The organism is Bacillus andreraoultii, assembly GCF_001244735.1.
GTDB lineage: Bacteria > Bacillota > Bacilli > Bacillales > Caldibacillaceae > Caldifermentibacillus > Caldifermentibacillus andreraoultii.
In genome coordinates this window covers 126200-144263 of record NZ_LN868935.1, presented here as the reverse complement: position 1 = coordinate 144263, position 18064 = coordinate 126200, and the positions used below count along the sequence as shown (strand labels likewise).

At 35.1% G+C, this 18064-nt stretch carries 16 protein-coding genes and 1 riboswitch; of the genes, 10 read left to right on the top strand and 6 right to left on the bottom strand.

Going from position 1 to position 18064, the window contains the following annotated elements; all coding sequences use genetic code 11:
* Positions 1–25: 25 nt before the first annotated feature.
* The 3 genes from BN2144_RS01080 to metA all read left to right on the top strand — a co-directional run bounded on the left by BN2144_RS01080 (position 26) and on the right by metA (position 3468).
* The gene (locus BN2144_RS01080) at positions 26–739 is read left to right on the top strand and encodes a response regulator transcription factor (protein ID WP_033826515.1); all 714 of its coding nucleotides are present in this window, start codon (positions 26–28) and stop codon (positions 737–739) included.
* Positions 736–2472, top strand: coding sequence for a HAMP domain-containing sensor histidine kinase (locus tag BN2144_RS01075; RefSeq protein WP_033826514.1), 1737 nt, complete (start codon positions 736–738; stop codon positions 2470–2472). Before BN2144_RS01080 ends, BN2144_RS01075 begins: the two co-directional genes overlap by 4 nt.
* Positions 2473–2562: 90 nt before the next feature.
* The gene (gene metA / locus BN2144_RS01070; protein WP_033826513.1) at positions 2563–3468 is read left to right on the top strand and encodes a homoserine O-acetyltransferase MetA; all 906 of its coding nucleotides are present in this window, start codon (positions 2563–2565) and stop codon (positions 3466–3468) included.
* A gap of 126 nt (positions 3469–3594) precedes the next feature.
* On the opposite strand, the gene BN2144_RS01065 is transcribed toward metA, so the two are convergent.
* Both BN2144_RS01065 and exaC read right to left on the bottom strand, forming a co-directional pair.
* A complete protein-coding gene (locus BN2144_RS01065; RefSeq protein WP_033826512.1) occupies positions 3595–3960 on the bottom strand; it encodes a DUF779 domain-containing protein in 366 nt (121 codons plus the stop codon).
* Positions 3961–3983: 23 nt separating this feature from the next.
* A complete protein-coding gene (exaC, locus tag BN2144_RS01060; protein ID WP_033826511.1) occupies positions 3984–5504 on the bottom strand; it encodes an acetaldehyde dehydrogenase ExaC in 1521 nt (506 codons plus the stop codon).
* 526 nt (positions 5505–6030) lie between these two features.
* Between exaC and BN2144_RS01055 the strand changes: the two genes are divergently transcribed.
* Entirely contained in the window at positions 6031–6816 is a 786-nt protein-coding gene (locus BN2144_RS01055) for an ABC transporter substrate-binding protein (RefSeq protein WP_033826510.1), read from the top strand.
* Positions 6817–7037: 221 nt separating this feature from the next.
* On the opposite strand, the gene BN2144_RS01050 is transcribed toward BN2144_RS01055, so the two are convergent.
* From BN2144_RS01050 to BN2144_RS01035, 4 genes are all read right to left on the bottom strand, one after another.
* Positions 7038–8243, bottom strand: coding sequence for a M20 family metallopeptidase (locus tag BN2144_RS01050; RefSeq protein ID WP_033826509.1), 1206 nt, complete (start codon positions 8241–8243; stop codon positions 7038–7040).
* Positions 8244–8262: 19 nt separating this feature from the next.
* A complete protein-coding gene (locus BN2144_RS01045) occupies positions 8263–9111 on the bottom strand; it encodes a MetQ/NlpA family ABC transporter substrate-binding protein (protein WP_033826508.1) in 849 nt (282 codons plus the stop codon).
* A gap of 260 nt (positions 9112–9371) precedes the next feature.
* Positions 9372–10034 carry a methionine ABC transporter permease gene (locus BN2144_RS01040; RefSeq protein ID WP_033826507.1) on the bottom strand — a complete coding sequence of 221 codons (663 nt, stop codon included), beginning with the start codon at positions 10032–10034 and terminating at the stop codon, positions 9372–9374.
* Positions 10024–11049, bottom strand: a complete 1026-nt coding sequence (locus BN2144_RS01035) for a methionine ABC transporter ATP-binding protein (protein WP_033826506.1) — start codon at positions 11047–11049, stop codon at positions 10024–10026. The genes BN2144_RS01040 and BN2144_RS01035 overlap by 11 nt, the downstream gene beginning before the upstream one ends.
* Positions 11050–11225: 176 nt before the next feature.
* Between BN2144_RS01035 and BN2144_RS01030 the strand changes: the two genes are divergently transcribed.
* The 6 genes from BN2144_RS01030 (at position 11226) to BN2144_RS01005 (ending at position 17710) form a co-directional block, all read left to right on the top strand.
* On the top strand, positions 11226–12269 hold the full coding sequence (locus BN2144_RS01030; RefSeq protein ID WP_082195103.1) for an IS1595 family transposase: 1044 nt from the start codon (positions 11226–11228) through the stop codon (positions 12267–12269).
* 71 nt (positions 12270–12340) lie between these two features.
* Complete coding sequence (locus BN2144_RS01025) at positions 12341–12892, top strand: GNAT family N-acetyltransferase (RefSeq protein WP_033826340.1); 552 nt, start codon at positions 12341–12343, stop codon at positions 12890–12892.
* Between the two features lie 175 nt (positions 12893–13067).
* Positions 13068–13182, bottom strand: a riboswitch (SAM riboswitch).
* A 561-nt stretch (positions 13183–13743) separates the two neighbouring features.
* On the top strand, positions 13744–14469 hold the full coding sequence (locus BN2144_RS01020; protein ID WP_407637995.1) for a TerC family protein: 726 nt from the start codon (positions 13744–13746) through the stop codon (positions 14467–14469).
* 472 nt (positions 14470–14941) lie between these two features.
* The gene (locus tag BN2144_RS01015; protein WP_042337414.1) at positions 14942–16057 is read left to right on the top strand and encodes a sensor histidine kinase; all 1116 of its coding nucleotides are present in this window, start codon (positions 14942–14944) and stop codon (positions 16055–16057) included.
* A 5-nt stretch (positions 16058–16062) separates the two neighbouring features.
* Positions 16063–16698 carry a response regulator transcription factor gene (locus BN2144_RS01010; RefSeq protein ID WP_033826504.1) on the top strand — a complete coding sequence of 212 codons (636 nt, stop codon included), beginning with the start codon at positions 16063–16065 and terminating at the stop codon, positions 16696–16698.
* A 469-nt stretch (positions 16699–17167) separates the two neighbouring features.
* The gene (locus BN2144_RS01005; RefSeq protein ID WP_033826503.1) at positions 17168–17710 is read left to right on the top strand and encodes a hypothetical protein; all 543 of its coding nucleotides are present in this window, start codon (positions 17168–17170) and stop codon (positions 17708–17710) included.
* Positions 17711–18064 lie beyond the last annotated feature (354 nt).

Sequence of the window (18064 nt, the reverse complement as noted above, 5' to 3'; positions counted from 1 at the left end):
AGAAGGGTATGGAGAGGGGAACAACATGGAAATAGCAAGTATATTAATTATTGATGATGAAAAGGCTATTGTGAAAATGGTAGAGATCATGTTAAAAAAAGAGGGATTTTCTAAAATATTCACAGCACACACAGGTCAGGAAGCAATGAAATTATTAGAAAATCACAAGTTTGATATTATTATTCTTGACGTGATGTTGCCGGATGGGAATGGATTTGAATTATGTCCGAAAATCCGTGAAAAGACGAATGCGTATATCATATTCCTTACTGCAAAAGTTTCCGATTTAGATGTCCTAACTGGTTTTGCCACCGGGGGAGATGACTATGTGACGAAACCGTTTAATCCATTAGAAATTGCCGCGAGAATTAAAGCGTATTTACGAAGAAGGGGAAATGGAGAAAAATTGAGACAACCTTTAGAAAATAGGAGATATGACTTTGGTCGATTTATATTAGATGAAGAGAAAGGAGAATTAATTGTTGACGGGAGAATTATTCCGTGTCCGACACAAGTTTTTCTTTTATTACGCTATTTTTGTAAATACCCAAATATCGTACACTCGAAAGCAAAATTGCTCGATGCGGTTTGGGGATTTGATCATTTTGTTGATGAAAATACGGTTTCTGTCCATATACGAAGAATTAGAGAACGGATTGAAGAAGATCCTAGTCAACCGAAAGTATTATTAACCGTACGTGGATTAGGCTATAAATTAGTAAAAGGAAATGAAAAATGAGAAAGTTAAAGTTCCGGTTATTTATTAATTTTGCAACCCAATTTATTTCTGTCGGTATTTTAATGGTTGTCGTTATTTTCCTAACGTTATTGGTTGTTGTTTATCATTTTGTTGAAAAAGAGTCGGAACATAATTATTATCAAGTACTCTTGGAAGATATTAGTACAGATACGGATTCACTCGTACAATTGGAGATGAGCGATGGATGGAAGGATAATATCCAAAAAGAAGACATCTGGGTACAGATTGTTAATGAGGAAGGAGAAGTTGTGGATTCTGGAAATGTACCAAATGATATTCCGAAATCATATCGTTTAAACGACCTAGAAAAAATGAAGAAAACAAAGGAGTTAAACGGGTATACATTATATTTTTATTTAGAAACATTTTACAAAGAACCGTATTTATTTATTTTAGGTCATAAAGATGAAGCAAATCGTGTGATGAATGAACTTATAGATAAATATCATGTCAATGGATTGACTAAAGAAGAGGATCGGAAAGATATTGAACAACTACTTGCAAACGTACATGGTTCTCTAGAAGTATATCAAGACCATCAATTACTAGTGAAAATCGGCGAAAATTATGATAAGAAGGAAAAACCATTAGATGCGTTTTTAAGAGAAGCGGCCCCAAATATGTTTTCAACAAAGCGATTAACGTATGAGAATTCTGAAGCGAATACATTATGGGTTCTTCATACACCAAATGATAAGAAGAAACAAATTCAACTGGACTCTTACAGGGAGTTTATTTTGACTCTTGCAATAACAGGAGTAGTTATATTATTGATTACCATTGCTATCTCTGTTTGGAACGGATTTCGATATGGAAACCCATTGTTTATTTTTACAAATTTATTAAGTCGAATGGGAAATGAACAGTACGAAGAAGTATTGACAATAAAAGAAAAGAAACTCTTTTATCGAAAGAATGGAAAAATTAAGAGACGATATCGTTTGTATGAAGAAGTATTTCAAGCTTTTTATACAATGGCAGAAAAATTAGCTGCTTCTCGAAAAGAACGGGAACAATTAGAAAAATCGCGACAAGAATGGATGTCCGGTATTTCACATGATCTACGAACACCAATATCCACGATGCAAGGGTATGGGAACTTATTAGAAAGTGGGCAATATGAATGGACGAAAGAGGAATTAGAGGAAATAGGACACACCATTCGAGAAAAAAGTGATTACATGGTAAATTTGATTGAGGATTTTTCACTTAGTTTTCAGTTAAAGAATGATTCGATCAACATTTGTTTTGAAGTTGTTGAAATAAACCAATTTATGAAAGAAATTCTAGATAAGTTTACGCGTGATCGAATGCTTTCTACTTATCCATGTATTTTACAAACAGTAGATGAACCAGTTTTCATTCAAATGAATAAAAGATTGTTTGAGAGAATGATTGATAATCTTTTATATAACGCAATGAAGCACAATCCACCAGGTACAAAAACGGTCGTTACCTTAAGTACGGATGGAATGGAACTAAAGATTAGGATAGAAGATAATGGGGTGGGCATGGATGAAGAAACATTATCACATTTATTTACTCGTTACTATCGAGGAACAAATACAGAGGAAGAAAGTGATGGGACAGGACTTGGAATGAGTATAGCGAAACAAATTGTTGACTTACATAAAGGAATGATTTTCGTTGAATCCAAGCCCAATAAAGGTACGGTTGTGACAATTTTACTTTTAATAAACAAAAAGGAATGAAAATATAAAGAAAAATCGGTATAATCTTTATTATTAGTAGTAAATGCTGATTTCGACTTCGTATCGTTCATTTTATTGGGGGTGAATAGGGTGCCAATTAATATCCCGAAAAACTTACCGGCGGGAGAATTGTTAAGAAAAGAAAAGATTTTTATTATGGATGAAGACCGGGCGAGAACTCAAGATATTCGTCCACTAAATATCCTCATTTTAAATTTAATGCCAGAAAAGGAAAAAACAGAATTACAACTTCTTAGATTACTAGGAAATACTCCGCTACAAGTAAACATTACATTTTTACGAACATCCACATATTTGTCACGAAATGTAAGCAATTATCATTTAGATAATTTTTATACTACATTTCCTGAAGTGAAGAATCGACGCTTTGATGGAATGATTATTACTGGTGCACCTGTGGAGAAGATGGCCTTTGAGGATGTGGACTATTGGAGTGAATTAACAGAGATTATGGCGTGGACGAAAACCAATGTCACCTCTACATTACATATTTGTTGGGGTGCCCAAGCTGCGCTGTATTATCATTATGGAATTGGAAAATACGAACTTCCAAAAAAATGCTTTGGTATATTTAAACATCAATGTTCAGATCCAACGGTAAAACTAATACGCGGTTTTGATGAAGTTTTCAATGCACCACATTCTCGTTATACGGATGTATCCCGTACAGCTATTGAAAACCATCCAGATTTAAAATTGTTGTCTGTTTCAGAGGAAGGGGCACCATTCATTATTATGTCGGAAAGTGGAAAAAACATTATGATTACTGGCCATTTGGAATATGATGCAACAACATTAGCGGATGAATATGTCCGTGACCAAAGGAAAGGTCTTGATACGGACATTCCAAAAAATTACTTTCCAAATGATGATGTTCTAGCACGTCCACTTCACACATGGCGTTCACACAGTTATTTATTATTTTCTAATTGGCTGAATTACTATGTTTACCAAGAGACACCGTATCAATGGTGAATTTTCGGTTTAAAGTTAAGAAGCTACCTTCTCGTGTAAGGCAGCTTCTTATTTTATATATTATAATTTCCCCATAAGCTTATGTTCGTTTTAGATTCTTTAAATTAACAGTTTCTTTAGCCTTATCTATCGACATATCTTTTCTTTTTCCTCGTACTCGTCATCGGTAAAAACACGTGAGCGCGTGATAAAATGTTTATCTTCTAGACTATCAAGTGAAAATGCTGGACCTTCCCCGTCGGTCACATCAATTATTAGTTGCGTATGTTTCCAATAATTGCATTGGCTTTTATGCATGTAAAGCGGTACATTTCCAATGAAACCGAGAAGAATATCGTTTTCACCTATGAGAAAATCACCTTCTTGATAACACATTACTGCAGAACCATCACAGCAACCGCCTGATTGATAGAATAAAATGTTTCTATATTTTTCTTTTAGCATATGGATGAAGTCAAGTGCTTCATCGGTTACATCGACCTGATTCACCATCTTTTTATCTCCTCGTGTATTGTTTAGAAGAACCCTTGAGGTTTACGGTCATAGCTCACGAGTAAGCATTTTGTTTGTGAATAGTGGTCAAGCATCATTGCATGGTTTTCACGACCGATACCAGACATTTTGTAACCACCGAATGCAGCACCAGCAGGATATTTATGATACGTATTGGTCCAAACACGTCCAGCTTGAATAGCGCGACCTGCACGGTATGCAATGTCCCCACTTCTTGACCAAACACCAGCACCTAATCCATACATTGTATCGTTAGCAATTTCTATTGCTTCATCGAAATCTTTAAATGTTGTAACAGCAAGAACTGGTCCGAAGATTTCTTCTTGAAAAATCCGCATTTTGTTATTTCCTTTAAATACGGTGGGTTGGATATAGTTTCCGCCCTCAAGATCTCCACCAAGATGGTTTACATCACCACCGATTAGACATTCTGCACCTTCATCTTTCCCTAGTTGGATGTAAGAAAGAATTTTGTCCTTTTGTTGTTTTGATGCTTGGGCACCCATCATTACTTCCGTATCTAGTGGATTACCAACTTTAATTGATTTTACTCGTTCAAGTGCCCGCTCCATAAATTTATCGTAAATAGATTCTTGGATCAGAGCACGAGATGGACATGTACAAATCTCTCCATTATTTAGAGCGAACATAACAAATCCTTCCATCACTTTATCAAGGAATTCGTCATCTTGATCCATTACATCTTCAAAGAAAATATTTGGTGATTTACCACCAAGTTCAAGGGTTACCGGGATAATATTTTCAGTCGCATATTGCATGATTTGACGTCCAACAGCTGTAGAGCCAGTAAATGCAATTTTAGCAATACGTAGATTTGTAGCAAGAGGTTTACCAACCTCTACTCCATAACCATTTACAATATTAAGTACACCATCAGGAAGAAGATCTTCAATTAATTCCATAAGTACTAAAATGGATACAGGTGTTTGTTCAGCTGGTTTTAAGACGATACAGTTACCTGCTGCAAGTGCTGGGGCAATTTTCCATGCAGCCATTAAAATCGGGAAGTTCCATGGAATAATTTGACCAACAACGCCAATTGGTTCTTGGAAATGATAAGCGATGGTATCGTTATCTAGTTGTGTAATACGACCTTCTTGTGCACGGATAACGCCAGCAAAATAACGGAAGTGATCAATTGCTAGTGGAATATCTGCATTTAATGTTTCACGAACGGCTTTTCCGTTATCCCAAGTTTCCGCAACCGCTAATTTTTCTAGGTTTTCTTCTAGACGGTCTGCAATTTTATTTAAAATAATGGCCCGTTCAGTTGTGGATGTTTTACCCCAAGCATCTTTTGCTGCATGTGCCGCATCAAGTGCAAGTTCGATATCTTCTTTAGATGAACGAGCAGCTTTTGTGAAAGTTTGTCCAGTAACTGGTGTCACAACATCAAAATATTGTCCTTTAACTGGTGCTACCCATTTGCCCCCGATAAAGTTTTCATATTTTTTCTTAAAGTGAACAAGTGAACCTTTCGTATTTGGATTTGCATAGATCATATGTAATTCCTCCCCTTTATAGTATTCACACTTAGAATGCGCTTTCAATTTGGCGGTAGTTTGACCACTATCTTTAACTAGATTAATAAAAGAGTAGGTCCAACTACTACTTAATGCTTGTAAGTCTTTAGAATGCGCTTTCGATATGTGAAATATTCATATTTTTAAATGATTACAACGTAATAATATATTAAAATAATAAAATGCACAAATGATATGCCTATGAAATTTATTTTTATTATTAAGGGGATGTGCGCAGACATTATGTCGATATAAAATAAGTGATTGAAAGATTCACACCCAAAAAGATTATTCAAACATTTTTCGTATTACATATGATACCGAATTTTCTAATCAAACCACCATAAATCGGTATTATTAAAACTTCAAAACTAAAAGATTTATCTGTTTGAGGACTAACCAAATGATAACTATGTTCTATTTTTTTCGAAAATTATCGGCTCTTAATGATATGATATAAGGAGTTGGAAATAGAATCCGTCAAAATAAGTTTGGAGGGATTTTCATGGTTCAAAGGAAAGTGACTGATCATCTTGGGCGTCTTGTGGAATTTTCTTATCCTCCTAAGCGAATCGTTTCCTTAGTACCGGGGATTACAGACACGCTCTTTTCATTAAATTTACAAAAGGAAGTTGTTGGGCGCACACGATTTTGTGTTCATCCAAAAGGTCTTGTCGATCAAGTGTTAAAAGTAGCTGGAACAAAGGATATCAATCTCGAAAAAATTCGCATAGTGAATCCGGATTTAATATTTTGTGAGAAAGAAGAAAATACGAAAGAAATAGTTGATCAGTTGGAAAAGGAGTTTCCTGTTTTTGTTTGTGAAATTCAATCGGTTCACGACGTGTATAAGATGATTGATGATTTAGGTGCGTTAACTGACAGAAAGCGAGAAGCGGAATCATTGCGGACAAAAATTGCACACGGTTTTGATCGACTTCCTCGGTTTTCAGGAAAACGTTTTGCCTATGTTATTTGGAAGAAACCGTATATGGTCGTAGGAAACCATACATATATTGATTCTGTTTTTCAATCAATTGGGTTCGAGAATGCGTTTTCGACCTATGCTGGACGATATCCTGTTGTGACCGAAGAAGATTTTCAAAATGCTAAACTTGATTATCTTTTTTTAGCGAGTGAGCCGTATCCGTTCAAAGATTCGCATCGGGAGGAATTTTTGGATTTTTTGCCAGAGGTTCCAATCAAAATCCTAGATGGTGAGATGTTTTGGTACGGACCCCGAATGGTCGAAGCAGTGAAGTATTTTCAGCGTATACTTAATGAGTTGTAACGTTCTTTTTAAAATGGTTTATTGTGAGAAGGTATGCTTCTCTCGGGAAAACACACCTTTTCACCTTTTTTCTGTGATTATTATAGTGATTCTATTTTATTCATTTTTCTTGTATATAGTGAGAAACTTAGCAAAACAGGCGTATAGAACGAGTATCAAATTTCAAATCAAATCGTTTACTAGAAAAAAACCTCCCTAAACGAAAGGGAGGTGTAAAAAGTTTAATGATGTTGTTTACTCTTTGCTTTTTCAAAGTCTTCGCGTACTTTTTTCAAGAGTGGGGCATCGGTCAATAATCGATGTGCCGTAAATGCAAGTACTTTTGCTCCGGTTAAAAGAGCTTGATCTCCTAGAGGGGATTTCGCTGCTTCACGGAATTCATTTGTATGGCCAATTAATGAATCAGGGCCAATTTTAATATGTGGATGAGCTGTTGGTAACGTATGGCTAATATTTCCTGCATCCGTTGAACCGAGTGCTTTTTTCTCTTCTTTTATTACTTCTTCTCCAAGCCCAATTAATTCTTCTTCTATAATTGAATCAAGTGTAGGATTTAATATAAAGTCTAAGACTTCATTTTGGAAACGTTCAATTTCTACTTTAGCTCCTGTTGCAAGGGCTGCACTTTCTGCAATTTTTCGTACTTTAGTTGATACTTCTTTGCAACGTGCCCAAGTACTTGCACGAATGAAGAAACGCGCGGATGCATATTCTGGAATAATATTTGGTGCGTCTCCGCCATTTGTAATAATGCCATGAATCCGAACATCGCTAGGAAGTTGTTGACGCAGCGCATTAATTCCGTTAAAGAGTAGAATCACCGCATCAAGTGCGTTAATTCCTTTTTCTGGTGAACCTGATGCATGGGCTGCTTTTCCGAAAAAGTGAAAGTCTAACGGATCCACCCCTAACGTAGGGCTCGTTAAGCTAGTTTTTGCTGAAGGATGAATCATTAAGGAAACGTCAATATGATCTGTCAGCCCATGTTTCACAAAGCTTCCTTTTGCTGATCCATTCGGTCCCCCTTCTTCTGCTGGTGTTCCAAAAACGAAAACCTCTCCACCTGTTTCATGAATTACTTCGCCAAGCGCAATTCCAGCTGCAACACTAGTTGTTCCAATAATATTATGACCGCAAGCATGACCAAGTCCTGGTAATGCATCATATTCTGCTAAGAAGGCAATTTTCGGTCCACTAATATGAGAAGATTTCCGAGCGACAAAAGCTGTTTCATGACCGGCGACATTTTTAGTTACTTCAAACCCAGCATTTTCTAAAATCACTGTTAATGTTTGGGAAGCAAAATACTCTTCGTTCCCAATTTCTGGACGTTCATGGATTGCATGACTTGTTTTTATATATAAATCCTTTCCATTTTCTATACTTTCTACGATTTTTCCTCTTTGATTTTCGTAAATATTTGTCATCATCAAATCCCCCTCAATTTTATTTAATAATATCTTGTAATTCATTTATTGGTGTATTAACAACAATTGATCCGCCATTGGTATCTTTCTTCACTGCTTCTTCAACTTCTGGATCATGGTAAATTTCAACGATCTTCTTATAAACTGGATTATCTTTGTCTTCTGTTCTAGCTGCAAAAATATTAATATATGGTTGAACACGTTTATCATTTGGATCCTCTATAAAAATTGCATCTTCATTTGGGACAAAGCCTGCTTGACCGGCAACCCCATTATTGATCACAGATGCTGCGACATCTTCAAGGACACGGGGTGTTTGTTGGGCAGTCATAGGAATAATTTCAAGATTATGTTTGTTTTCTTCAATTCCACTTGGGTCATCAAATAATCCAAAGCCATCTTTTAGTTTAATAAACCCAGCTGCTTCTAATAATTTCAGTGCACGTGCTTGGTTTGATGGGTCATCAGGAATTGCAATTTTTGCCCCCTTTGGTATGTCGGCAACATCTTTATATTTTTCGGAGTAAATTCCCATAGGCGCAATCACCGTTGTTCCAATAGGGACTAGGTCAAGTTTATGTTCTTTTTTAAATTGTTTTAAGAACGCAATATGTTGAAATGAATTTAAATCAATTTCTCCTTGTGCAAGAGCTTGGTTCGGTAACGTATAGTCGGAAAACTCGATTAACTTGATTTCAATTCCTTCTTTTTCCGCTTTTTCTTTTATTAAGTCCCAATACTGACCATCTGAACCGGTTACCCCAATTTTCACTACTTGTTTTTCATCCGCTCCTGTCATACTTGAACAAGCAGATAAAAGAGAAATGAATAAAATTGTAATCAATGATAATAGAAATCCTTTTTTCATTTCATAATCACCTCATATATTTTTTTGGAATAGTAATTGATATTTTTTTCGTTAACGATCGTTGTATGAAAAAATACTCATCATGCAAATACGTATTTTTCTTTAGCCAATAGGAAAGTATAAATCTTTCAATTTCTAGTTTCCAATCCGCTAAAAACACATAAGGAAGACTTCGAGTATTGCATCGCAGCCGAAAAAAGCTTTTTTGGCGAACTCTAGTCTCTTGGTTACCTTGAGGCTCGAGTGTACTTGAGTTTTCTTTATCGTCGTAGGAAAAATCTTGCAAGTGTATTTCCAATCCATTGTGCAAATTGAACTAAAATAATTAAGATGGCAACGGTAACGATCATAACGGATGTATCGAAACGTTGGTAGCCGTATGTCATTGCGACATGACCTAGTCCTCCACCACCAACTGTTCCTGCCATGGCAGAAAAATCAATTAGGCTAATTGTAATAAAAGTTAAGCCTAAAATAAGAGGGCCGATAGCTTCCGGTATAATAATGTCAAAAATGATACGAGTAGGGCTTGCTCCCATTGCTTTTGCAGCTTCAATAATTCCCGGATCAATGGAGACCAGGTTATTTTCCACGACTCTTGCGACAGAAAACGATGCGACGATGGTCATTGGAAATATCGCTGCACCCGTTCCAATCGTAGTTCCGATTACTGTTCTTGTAATTGGAGCAATTGCTACAAGAAAAATAATAAATGGAATCGGTCGAATTAAATTAATAAAGAAATTAAGTAGTGAATAAATGAAGGTGTTTTCGACTAAATTTCCTTTTCGCGTTACATATAAAATGAGTCCTAACGTTACTCCGATGATTGATGAAAACAATAAGGTAAAAAACACCATCGTAATTGTTTCACCTGTTGACTCTATAATTCGTGGCCAAAAAGTATTCCAATCAACCTTCATTTGTTAAAACCTCCTTAATTTGAACATGTTCTTTTAAGGCTTCAAGTACTTTTTTTACATTTTCCTCGACACCTTTCAGTTCCACAATCACATAGCCGAATAATTCTCCTTGAAGATCACTAATATTTCCATTTAAAATATTTACTTCAACATCGTATTTTTTGGCGATTCGAGATAATACGGGTTGTTTTGTCGCAGGTCCTTGAAACGTTAAACGATACAGTTTTGTTATGCCGTTTTGACGTAATTCTTTTAATAACGAATCAGAGATTGTATCATTTAAAACTGAGTTGATAAAATTTTTCGTTGTCTTTGTTTTGGGGTTGGAGAAAATTTCAACAACCGGACCCTCCTCTATTACTCGACCATTTTCCATCACAGCAACACGATCACAAATTTTTCGAATAACATTCATTTCATGTGTAATAAGTAAAATTGTAATGTTTAAATCTTGATTCACCTTTTTCAATAAATGGAGAATTTCACTTGTCGTTTCCGGATCGAGTGCCGACGTTGCTTCGTCACAAATGAGAATTTTTGGGGATGTCGAAAGTGCCCGAGCAATCCCGACCCTCTGCTTTTGTCCGCCTGATAAGTTCTCAGGATAATAGTTTGCCTTATCTTCTAATCCGACAAAGCGAAGGAGTTCGGCAACACGTTTTTTGATTTCTGTCTTTGGAACGCCTGCCAGTTTCAATGGATATGCAATATTTCCATATACCGTTCTCGATGCAAATAAATTAAAGTTTTGAAAAATCATTCCGATATTTTGACGGAGTTTGCGCAGCTCCTTTTCTGACAGACGTTCAATTTCTTGGTTATTGACAATGACTTTGCCAGATGTTGGTTTTTCTAATAAATTTACGAGTCGAAGGAGTGTACTCTTTCCAGCACCACTGAACCCGATGACGCCAAAGATTTCTCCTTTATGAATCGTTAAGCTAATATTTTCGACGGCATGAACTTCACGATCGTTCGTTTTAAATGTTTTACTAACTTGTTCAAACGTAATCATATGTGTGCCCCCACTCTTAAATATAAGTAAACAAATGAACTAACTAGGATATAAATATAATACTTTTTCCATCTCACCTTTTTTCTAAGGCTCTGTTAAAGTTAGCTGTTGATTATTTGATATACAGGAACTTATGTTCTATAATAAGATTATCATTATTAAAGTTGGTGATGACGATGAGAGCAACTGTTATTCTTAAAGCCATTCAAAAACTAAATCCAGCAGAAAAACATCGATTACGAGAATATTTAATTGATGCACTTACAGCATCCTCCTCAACAGGAACCGTTCTTCAAGAAATATCTGAGCGTAAAAACAAGAATGGTTATCGTTGTCCAGATTGTGAATCGGAGCATATTGTTCGGTTTGGAAAATATTCAACTATCGTTGAAGGAGAAGAAGTTAAAAAGCAACGTTATCGATGCAAAGCGTGTAAAAAGACATTTACCGACCTTACACATACAGCTTTATATCGAACTCGTCGTCTTAACCAATGGATGAAGTTTATCGAGTGTATGATAGAAGGATATTCATTACGTAAGTCTGCTGAATTGATTGGCAATGTTACTCACGTCACATTATTTTATTGGAGACACAAGCTCTTATCTTCGTTAAAACAATTGGAAATATCAAACTTTGAAGGTATCGTTGAAATGGACGAGACCTATTTCTTGTACTCAGAAAAAGGACAGAGAAAAATTAAAGATAGAAAGCCCCGCAAGCGTGGTGGTTCTGCAAAGAAACGTGGTATAAGCAATGAACAAGTATGTGTTCTAGTTGCAAGGGACCGTGACAAAATGACTTTTTCACAGGTATTAGGAATGGGTAGATTAACAAAAGAACAATTGGACAAAGCTATCGGTCATAAACTTTCAAGTGAAAATATATTATGTACCGATTCTTGGCGTGCCTTTAAAACATACGCTGCTGAAAAAGGAATGGTTATTTATCAATTCAAGTCTGATGGTAAGGTTCGTACAAAGGGGTTATACCATATTCAGAACGTCAATAATTACCATCGAAGGCTTAAAGGATGGATACAACGATTTAACGGTGTTGCTACTAAGTACCTAAACAATTACCTTGTCTGGTTTCAGGTATTAGAAAGCATTCAACATCAAAGAAATGAAGTCACGATGAATGACTTGATTATTAGAGGGAACTTAACACAAAATTCGGAAACCTTTGATACAATTAGGTTAAATAAAATTGTGATATAACATTGTTTCTTATCCAACGTATCGGGCAGATTAGTGGGAAGAGCTATTACGGTATAAAAGGGGGACAAAAAATGGAAACAAAAAAACTGCCAAAAGTAATACTAAGAGAATTAACTCTTGATGATGTCGAAGACCGATATCAATGGTGTTTAGATAAAGAAGTAACAAAACATTTAAATATGCCAGATAAATATCCACCATTTAGCAGAGAAGAAACTCTAAATTGGATTAAGATGTGCATTGAAAAAACAAATGGATATGAACAAAAAGCGATAGTAACTGAACAGGGTAAACATATAGGTTGGATTGACCTGAAAAACATCGATAAATTAAACAAACACGCCGAATTAGGCATAGCAATAGGTGATAAAAACTATTGGGGAAAAGGGTATGGATTATCTGCGATGCAAGAAATGCTTTTGTGGGGGTTTAATGAATTAGAACTTAACAAGATTTGGCTTAGAGTTGAGGTTGATAATGAAAGAGCCATAAAATCTTATAAACGAATGGGTTATGTCGAAGAAGGTATTTTGAGACAAGACCGATTAAGAAATAAAAAATTTGTTGACCGTTTAAGATTGAGTATTCTTAAAGATGAGTTCTTCAGCAAAAGAAAGTTTTAGTTGAATAAGACTATATTACAAGATAGAACTTCCAGATAATTGGAAGTTCTTATTTTTTCTTTATATCAACATTAAACTTTAACAGAGCCTTTTCTAAAAAATGAGCATCAAAAAACCTCTCACCTTATCCAAATCTGGAAAATAAGATGAGAGGTTATATCACGAACTTATCTCATTCTTATCTTCCAAGTTAGCAATCACTAACTTGCTGGAATTGGCACAGTACTTTCAGTTGAAAGCCCGCTGCCGAGGTATCAAAGGGCCAGTCCCTCCACCTCTCTGGATAAGAAGTAAAAATATTTATGAATTTTTATTAAATTAATCATATCCCATATAGAAAATTCTGTCAACCACTTTTTTTAGCTAAATTTTTCTGTCAAAGTAAGGGAAAAAGGAATGTTGATTCAAAAGTACTCGAAGCATACACCATACCAACTTGTTCAAATTGCAAATCAATCCCATCAAAAAACACGCACTTAAATCAAGCGGTGGGACTGTCCGAAAAGGGGATATCCCAAAAATGTGATATCAAAAAAATTGGATATATCAAGGGTTTGAAACATGAAAAGGGTATCTGGAAATTAAAAAAGACCTGCTGGACAGTCACTTGCTAAAATTGTAAAGTGGTTATTCATCAGGATGTAAACGGAGTAATCAAAAGTACTTAAAAAAGTTAAGTACTCAATTCGTAGTGGTATTGAACGCCAATAAGATATAGAAACGGTCAGCAGTTCGTTGTGTAGAACTAGAAGCTTGCTATTTTAATGGCGATATAGTTTACTAAAGTTGAAGTAGACGATAAAATCACGCTATATTTTGAAATAACTAGATTAGATTAACTTAATGAATCTATGAAAGTAGGGTTATTTTTGGGAATAGAATTAACTTTATCTGCAGCAACGATTATTGTACTATTAAAAGTCATTGCCATTGATCTCGTACTTTCAGGGGATAATGCGATAGTCATTGCGATGGCGACGCGGAGATTACCAGAAAGTCACCGAAATAAAGCGATTTATTGGGGAACTGCTTTTGCTATTTTCTTACGGATCCTTTTTGCGATAATCATTGCCTTACTACTAAAAATTCCACTCGTTCATTTCTTCGGTGGTGTATTACTTCTAATTATTGCTTACAAAGTTTTAGTGAACCATGGAAATCAAGAAGAAGGGGAAAAGTTAGCAGCAAAGGATTCGATTATGGGAGCGATATGGACGATTATTGCTGCGGATGCAGTGATGAGTTTAGATAATGTCGTCGCCGTTGCAGGTGCATCGGGTGGAAATATCGTTATTCTCACTATTGGCGTTTTTATTAGTATTCCAATTATGATTTTTGGATCGAAAATAATTGTTCGTTATATGGAAAGGTACCCATGGATTGCTTATGTTGGTTCAGGTATATTAGCTTGGACTGCTGGTGAAATGATGATAGGTGATGAGTTAATTATGGATTGGCTCGACCTGAGAGAAGGGCTGATTACGAATCTATTCACGATTGTTGTAACAATTTTACTGTTATTCATTGCTTATTTAAGAAATAAAAGAATGAATAATACCATTCAAACGATTAATTGACACCAGTTGATGGATAAAATCAAAAGGGGCATCTAGAACATTGTTATTTTTGTTCTAGATGCCCTTTTCTCGTTTTAAAACCTAGTTATACCAATATTCTAATTTAACGTGAATATTGGTATTTTCACTTCGAACAGTCCCAAAACTTGTATAAGAAATTAAAAATGAGAAGTATTATCATTCAAACCGACAGTATTCAAAAACTTACTTTAAAATTCTACATAAAGAGCGGGATATTGGTTTTGAAGCCTCCCATCCTTTCTAGTAAGCCCATTTATTAGCTGCATTTCTGACTCGTCTAATGAAAGGTATCCAAATAAAATAATCAATATTTGTATATGTGCTTAACGATGTAAATGAATTTCGAAAAAATTTTGACCAAAGGGGAACTTTCATGTAATTTTAAACTATAATATATAGCCGTATATTTATGACATCGGTCATGAGAGGTTTAAGAAAAGGTAGATTAAGGATGAATAAATTTATTTATGAGACTCTTATTTTCATTGGACTTTGGATTATTTTCTTTATATACGAAGGTTCACTTCAATCGGTACCCATTCTCCTCGTTTCAGTAGTAGTTGGAATCATGTATTTTTTTTACAATGTTTCGCCAAATCCGTTTATTTTATTTTATACCAATATGATCTTATTATTAGTTCTTTACTATTTTTCTATGAATCCGTATAGCCTCGTACTACTTACATTTTTTGTTATTTTAGCAGTTGAGAAGTTGAAAAGGACAGAATTTATCCTATTATCTCTGCTCTCTTTCGTTATTCTTACATTATTCCTTGTATTCGGGAAAGTAAATGGCGCTTTGTTGTTATTTTTCATTGCTTTACTTTATATTGCTTTACGTATGAATATGCTTATAACTGGGGTTACTACCCAGAGAAATATGTATGAAGCATTGCTTGGAGAGTATCGGAAGTTTAAGAGATTAGCAGCGATATCTGAAGAAGAGGCTAGATATGAAGAACGGGCGAAAATTGCCCGGGATATTCATGATTCTGTTGGTCATAAGTTAACATCTTTGCTTATGCAATTGGAGATCCTATCGATACAGAAGGGAGAGGAAGATTTTAAAGAGTTAAAAATATTAGCTCGGGAAAGTTTAGAAGAAACGAGATTCGCAGTAAGGGCACTGAAAGCTACTGAACAAGAAGGAATGGCAACGATTTTACAGTTAATAAAAAAATTAGAATCAGAAAGTCATATTTTAGTTCAATTAACAACGAAAAAGGGGGTCCTATCCGTCCGTCTTACGAATGAGCAAAGTGTTGCTCTTTATCGAGTGATTCAAGAAGGATTAACAAATGCGATGAGGCACGCGAATTCAAGAGAAGTTTTTATTGAATTGGGGCGAACAGCTATTGGTGATATAGAATTTTCTATAAAAAATAAAATTTATAAAGAAGAGCCAATTCAAGAAGGTTTCGGTTTACAAAATATGCGAAAACGAATTGAGGAACAAGGGGGATTGCTATCTGTCTATCAAGCAAATGACGAGTTTGTTGTAAAGGGAATGATTCCTATTAAGGAAACGGGTTCACCTATTAAAAATCGGGTTGAAAGTGAGGCTTGAGGAGATTGACAAGATGGAATGTATTAATTGTGGAAGATCAGTCTATCGTTAGACAAGGGTTAAAATTGATGCTTGAACAAGATGACAAGATTCGTGTCGTAGCTGAAGCGAGTAATGGACAAGAAGCAATAAAAATGATTGAGAAACAGATCATTGACCTTGTAATAATGGATATTCGGATGCCTGTAATGAATGGGATCGAGGCAACGAGGGTAATTAAGGAGCGCTTCCCACAAGTGAAGATTTTAATATTAACAACTTTTAATGATGATGAGTATGCCATTCAAGCATTAAAATATGGAGCGAATGCCTTCTTACTGAAAACAGCCGAACGACAAACATTAGTAGAGGCAGTTTATAGCTGCTTTCGTGGGGGTTTACCAATTAATGAAGAAGTAGCTGCTAATGTTATGCCAAGGCTGTTACAAAAGGCGGAGAAGAAAAAAGAATTCCCCCTTTCTCCGCGAGAACTTACGATTACGAAACTTGTTGGAGAGGGGAAATTAAATAAAGAAATTGCGGAAGAATTACATCTATCAGTAGGGACAGTAAAAAATCATATCACGCAAATTTTACAGAAACTTGATTTACGTGACCGAACACAATTAGCTATTTTTGCAGTGAAAAATGATATTGCCTAAAACTCCCCTTACAATGGAACAGATAGCTAAAAAAGTAGTTACTTTTTGTAATCAATATAAAGTAATAATACAGTGTAATTACTTGTAAATTTGATATTTTGTATTTACGGTTGAGGAAGTAAGGATATAACTAAATTAGTGAATAATTAGATTATTCAATTAATAGGTATCAAGAGTGAATGAATGTTAATACAAGTAGGAGTCGTAGCTTTGTCTTGTCTATTATTATTTTGGGGAATAGGTCTTGGTATGTATGGAAAAAACAATAAATTATTGATAATGGAAGTACTTTAAATGTAAATAAAAAGGAGATTTAAACCAAATGATCACTGTCTCATTTTATAAATAATGAACCTATAAATTATTAGTATTCAATAATTTTAAACAAGTTGATTTTGAAGCAAATGGAAGAAGAGGAACAAGTTATCAATTTAAAGTAAAAGCAAATACAGAGATAGACATAGAAATTTTGAATGAAATAGGTGACGAAACAAAGGAAGTAGATTATTTAGTTATAAAAGAAACGAATCTATTAATTGAGGAATTTGATTTAGATCCGGTGCTATCCATGAAACAGATATTATCTCTTCGGTATGATATTGAAAATAAGCAACCCCTTTTCACTGAGAGTATATTTCCTATAGCCACTACTAGTGAAGGCACAATTGATGGTGTATTTTTAAGTGAAAGTAAATCAGAATTAAATTCGTTAACTTCTGCAAATCGTGGACAAAGTGTCTATTTAACAGTGGGTAACGCAACTGATGAAGTTGTAAATTATGCTTTAATTGCATTGCTTGACTGGGAGCAAGTTCCATTAATAGATAATCAACTTGTTCACTTTGTAACTGTTAATCCAAATGAAAAAAAGGTATTTGAAATGACATTACCAAATACAATAAAGAAAAAGAACTATCAAGTTCTCGCATTCCCACATCCATTCGACGTAAGTAACACTAATTATGAATCTCAATTTGTCGAATCTACAATTAGAACGGTTATAAAACCATGATTTTAAAAAAATGGCCTTTTTTAATGGCCTTTTTTTGTTAATAGGAATGTATAAATTTTCCAATCCTTACATTCCTATATGCTTATGCGCTCTAAGGAAGGCTCGAGCATCCCTTTAGTTTTCTTTATCGGGCTATCACGGAAAAAAGGACGTTTCACTCGTGTAGATGCCCGATTTGCGGTAAAAAAGTTGGAAAGGTTATGAAGAAGAGTTGTAGACGCCAAAATCGTGGTAAAAAAGGAAGAAACAGTCATTTAGAGCAGTTCTAGATGCCCAAATCGCGGTCAAAAAGGAGGAAACGGTCATCTAGAAGAGTTTTAGATGACCGATAGAAGGTTGAATGGCTATTCAACT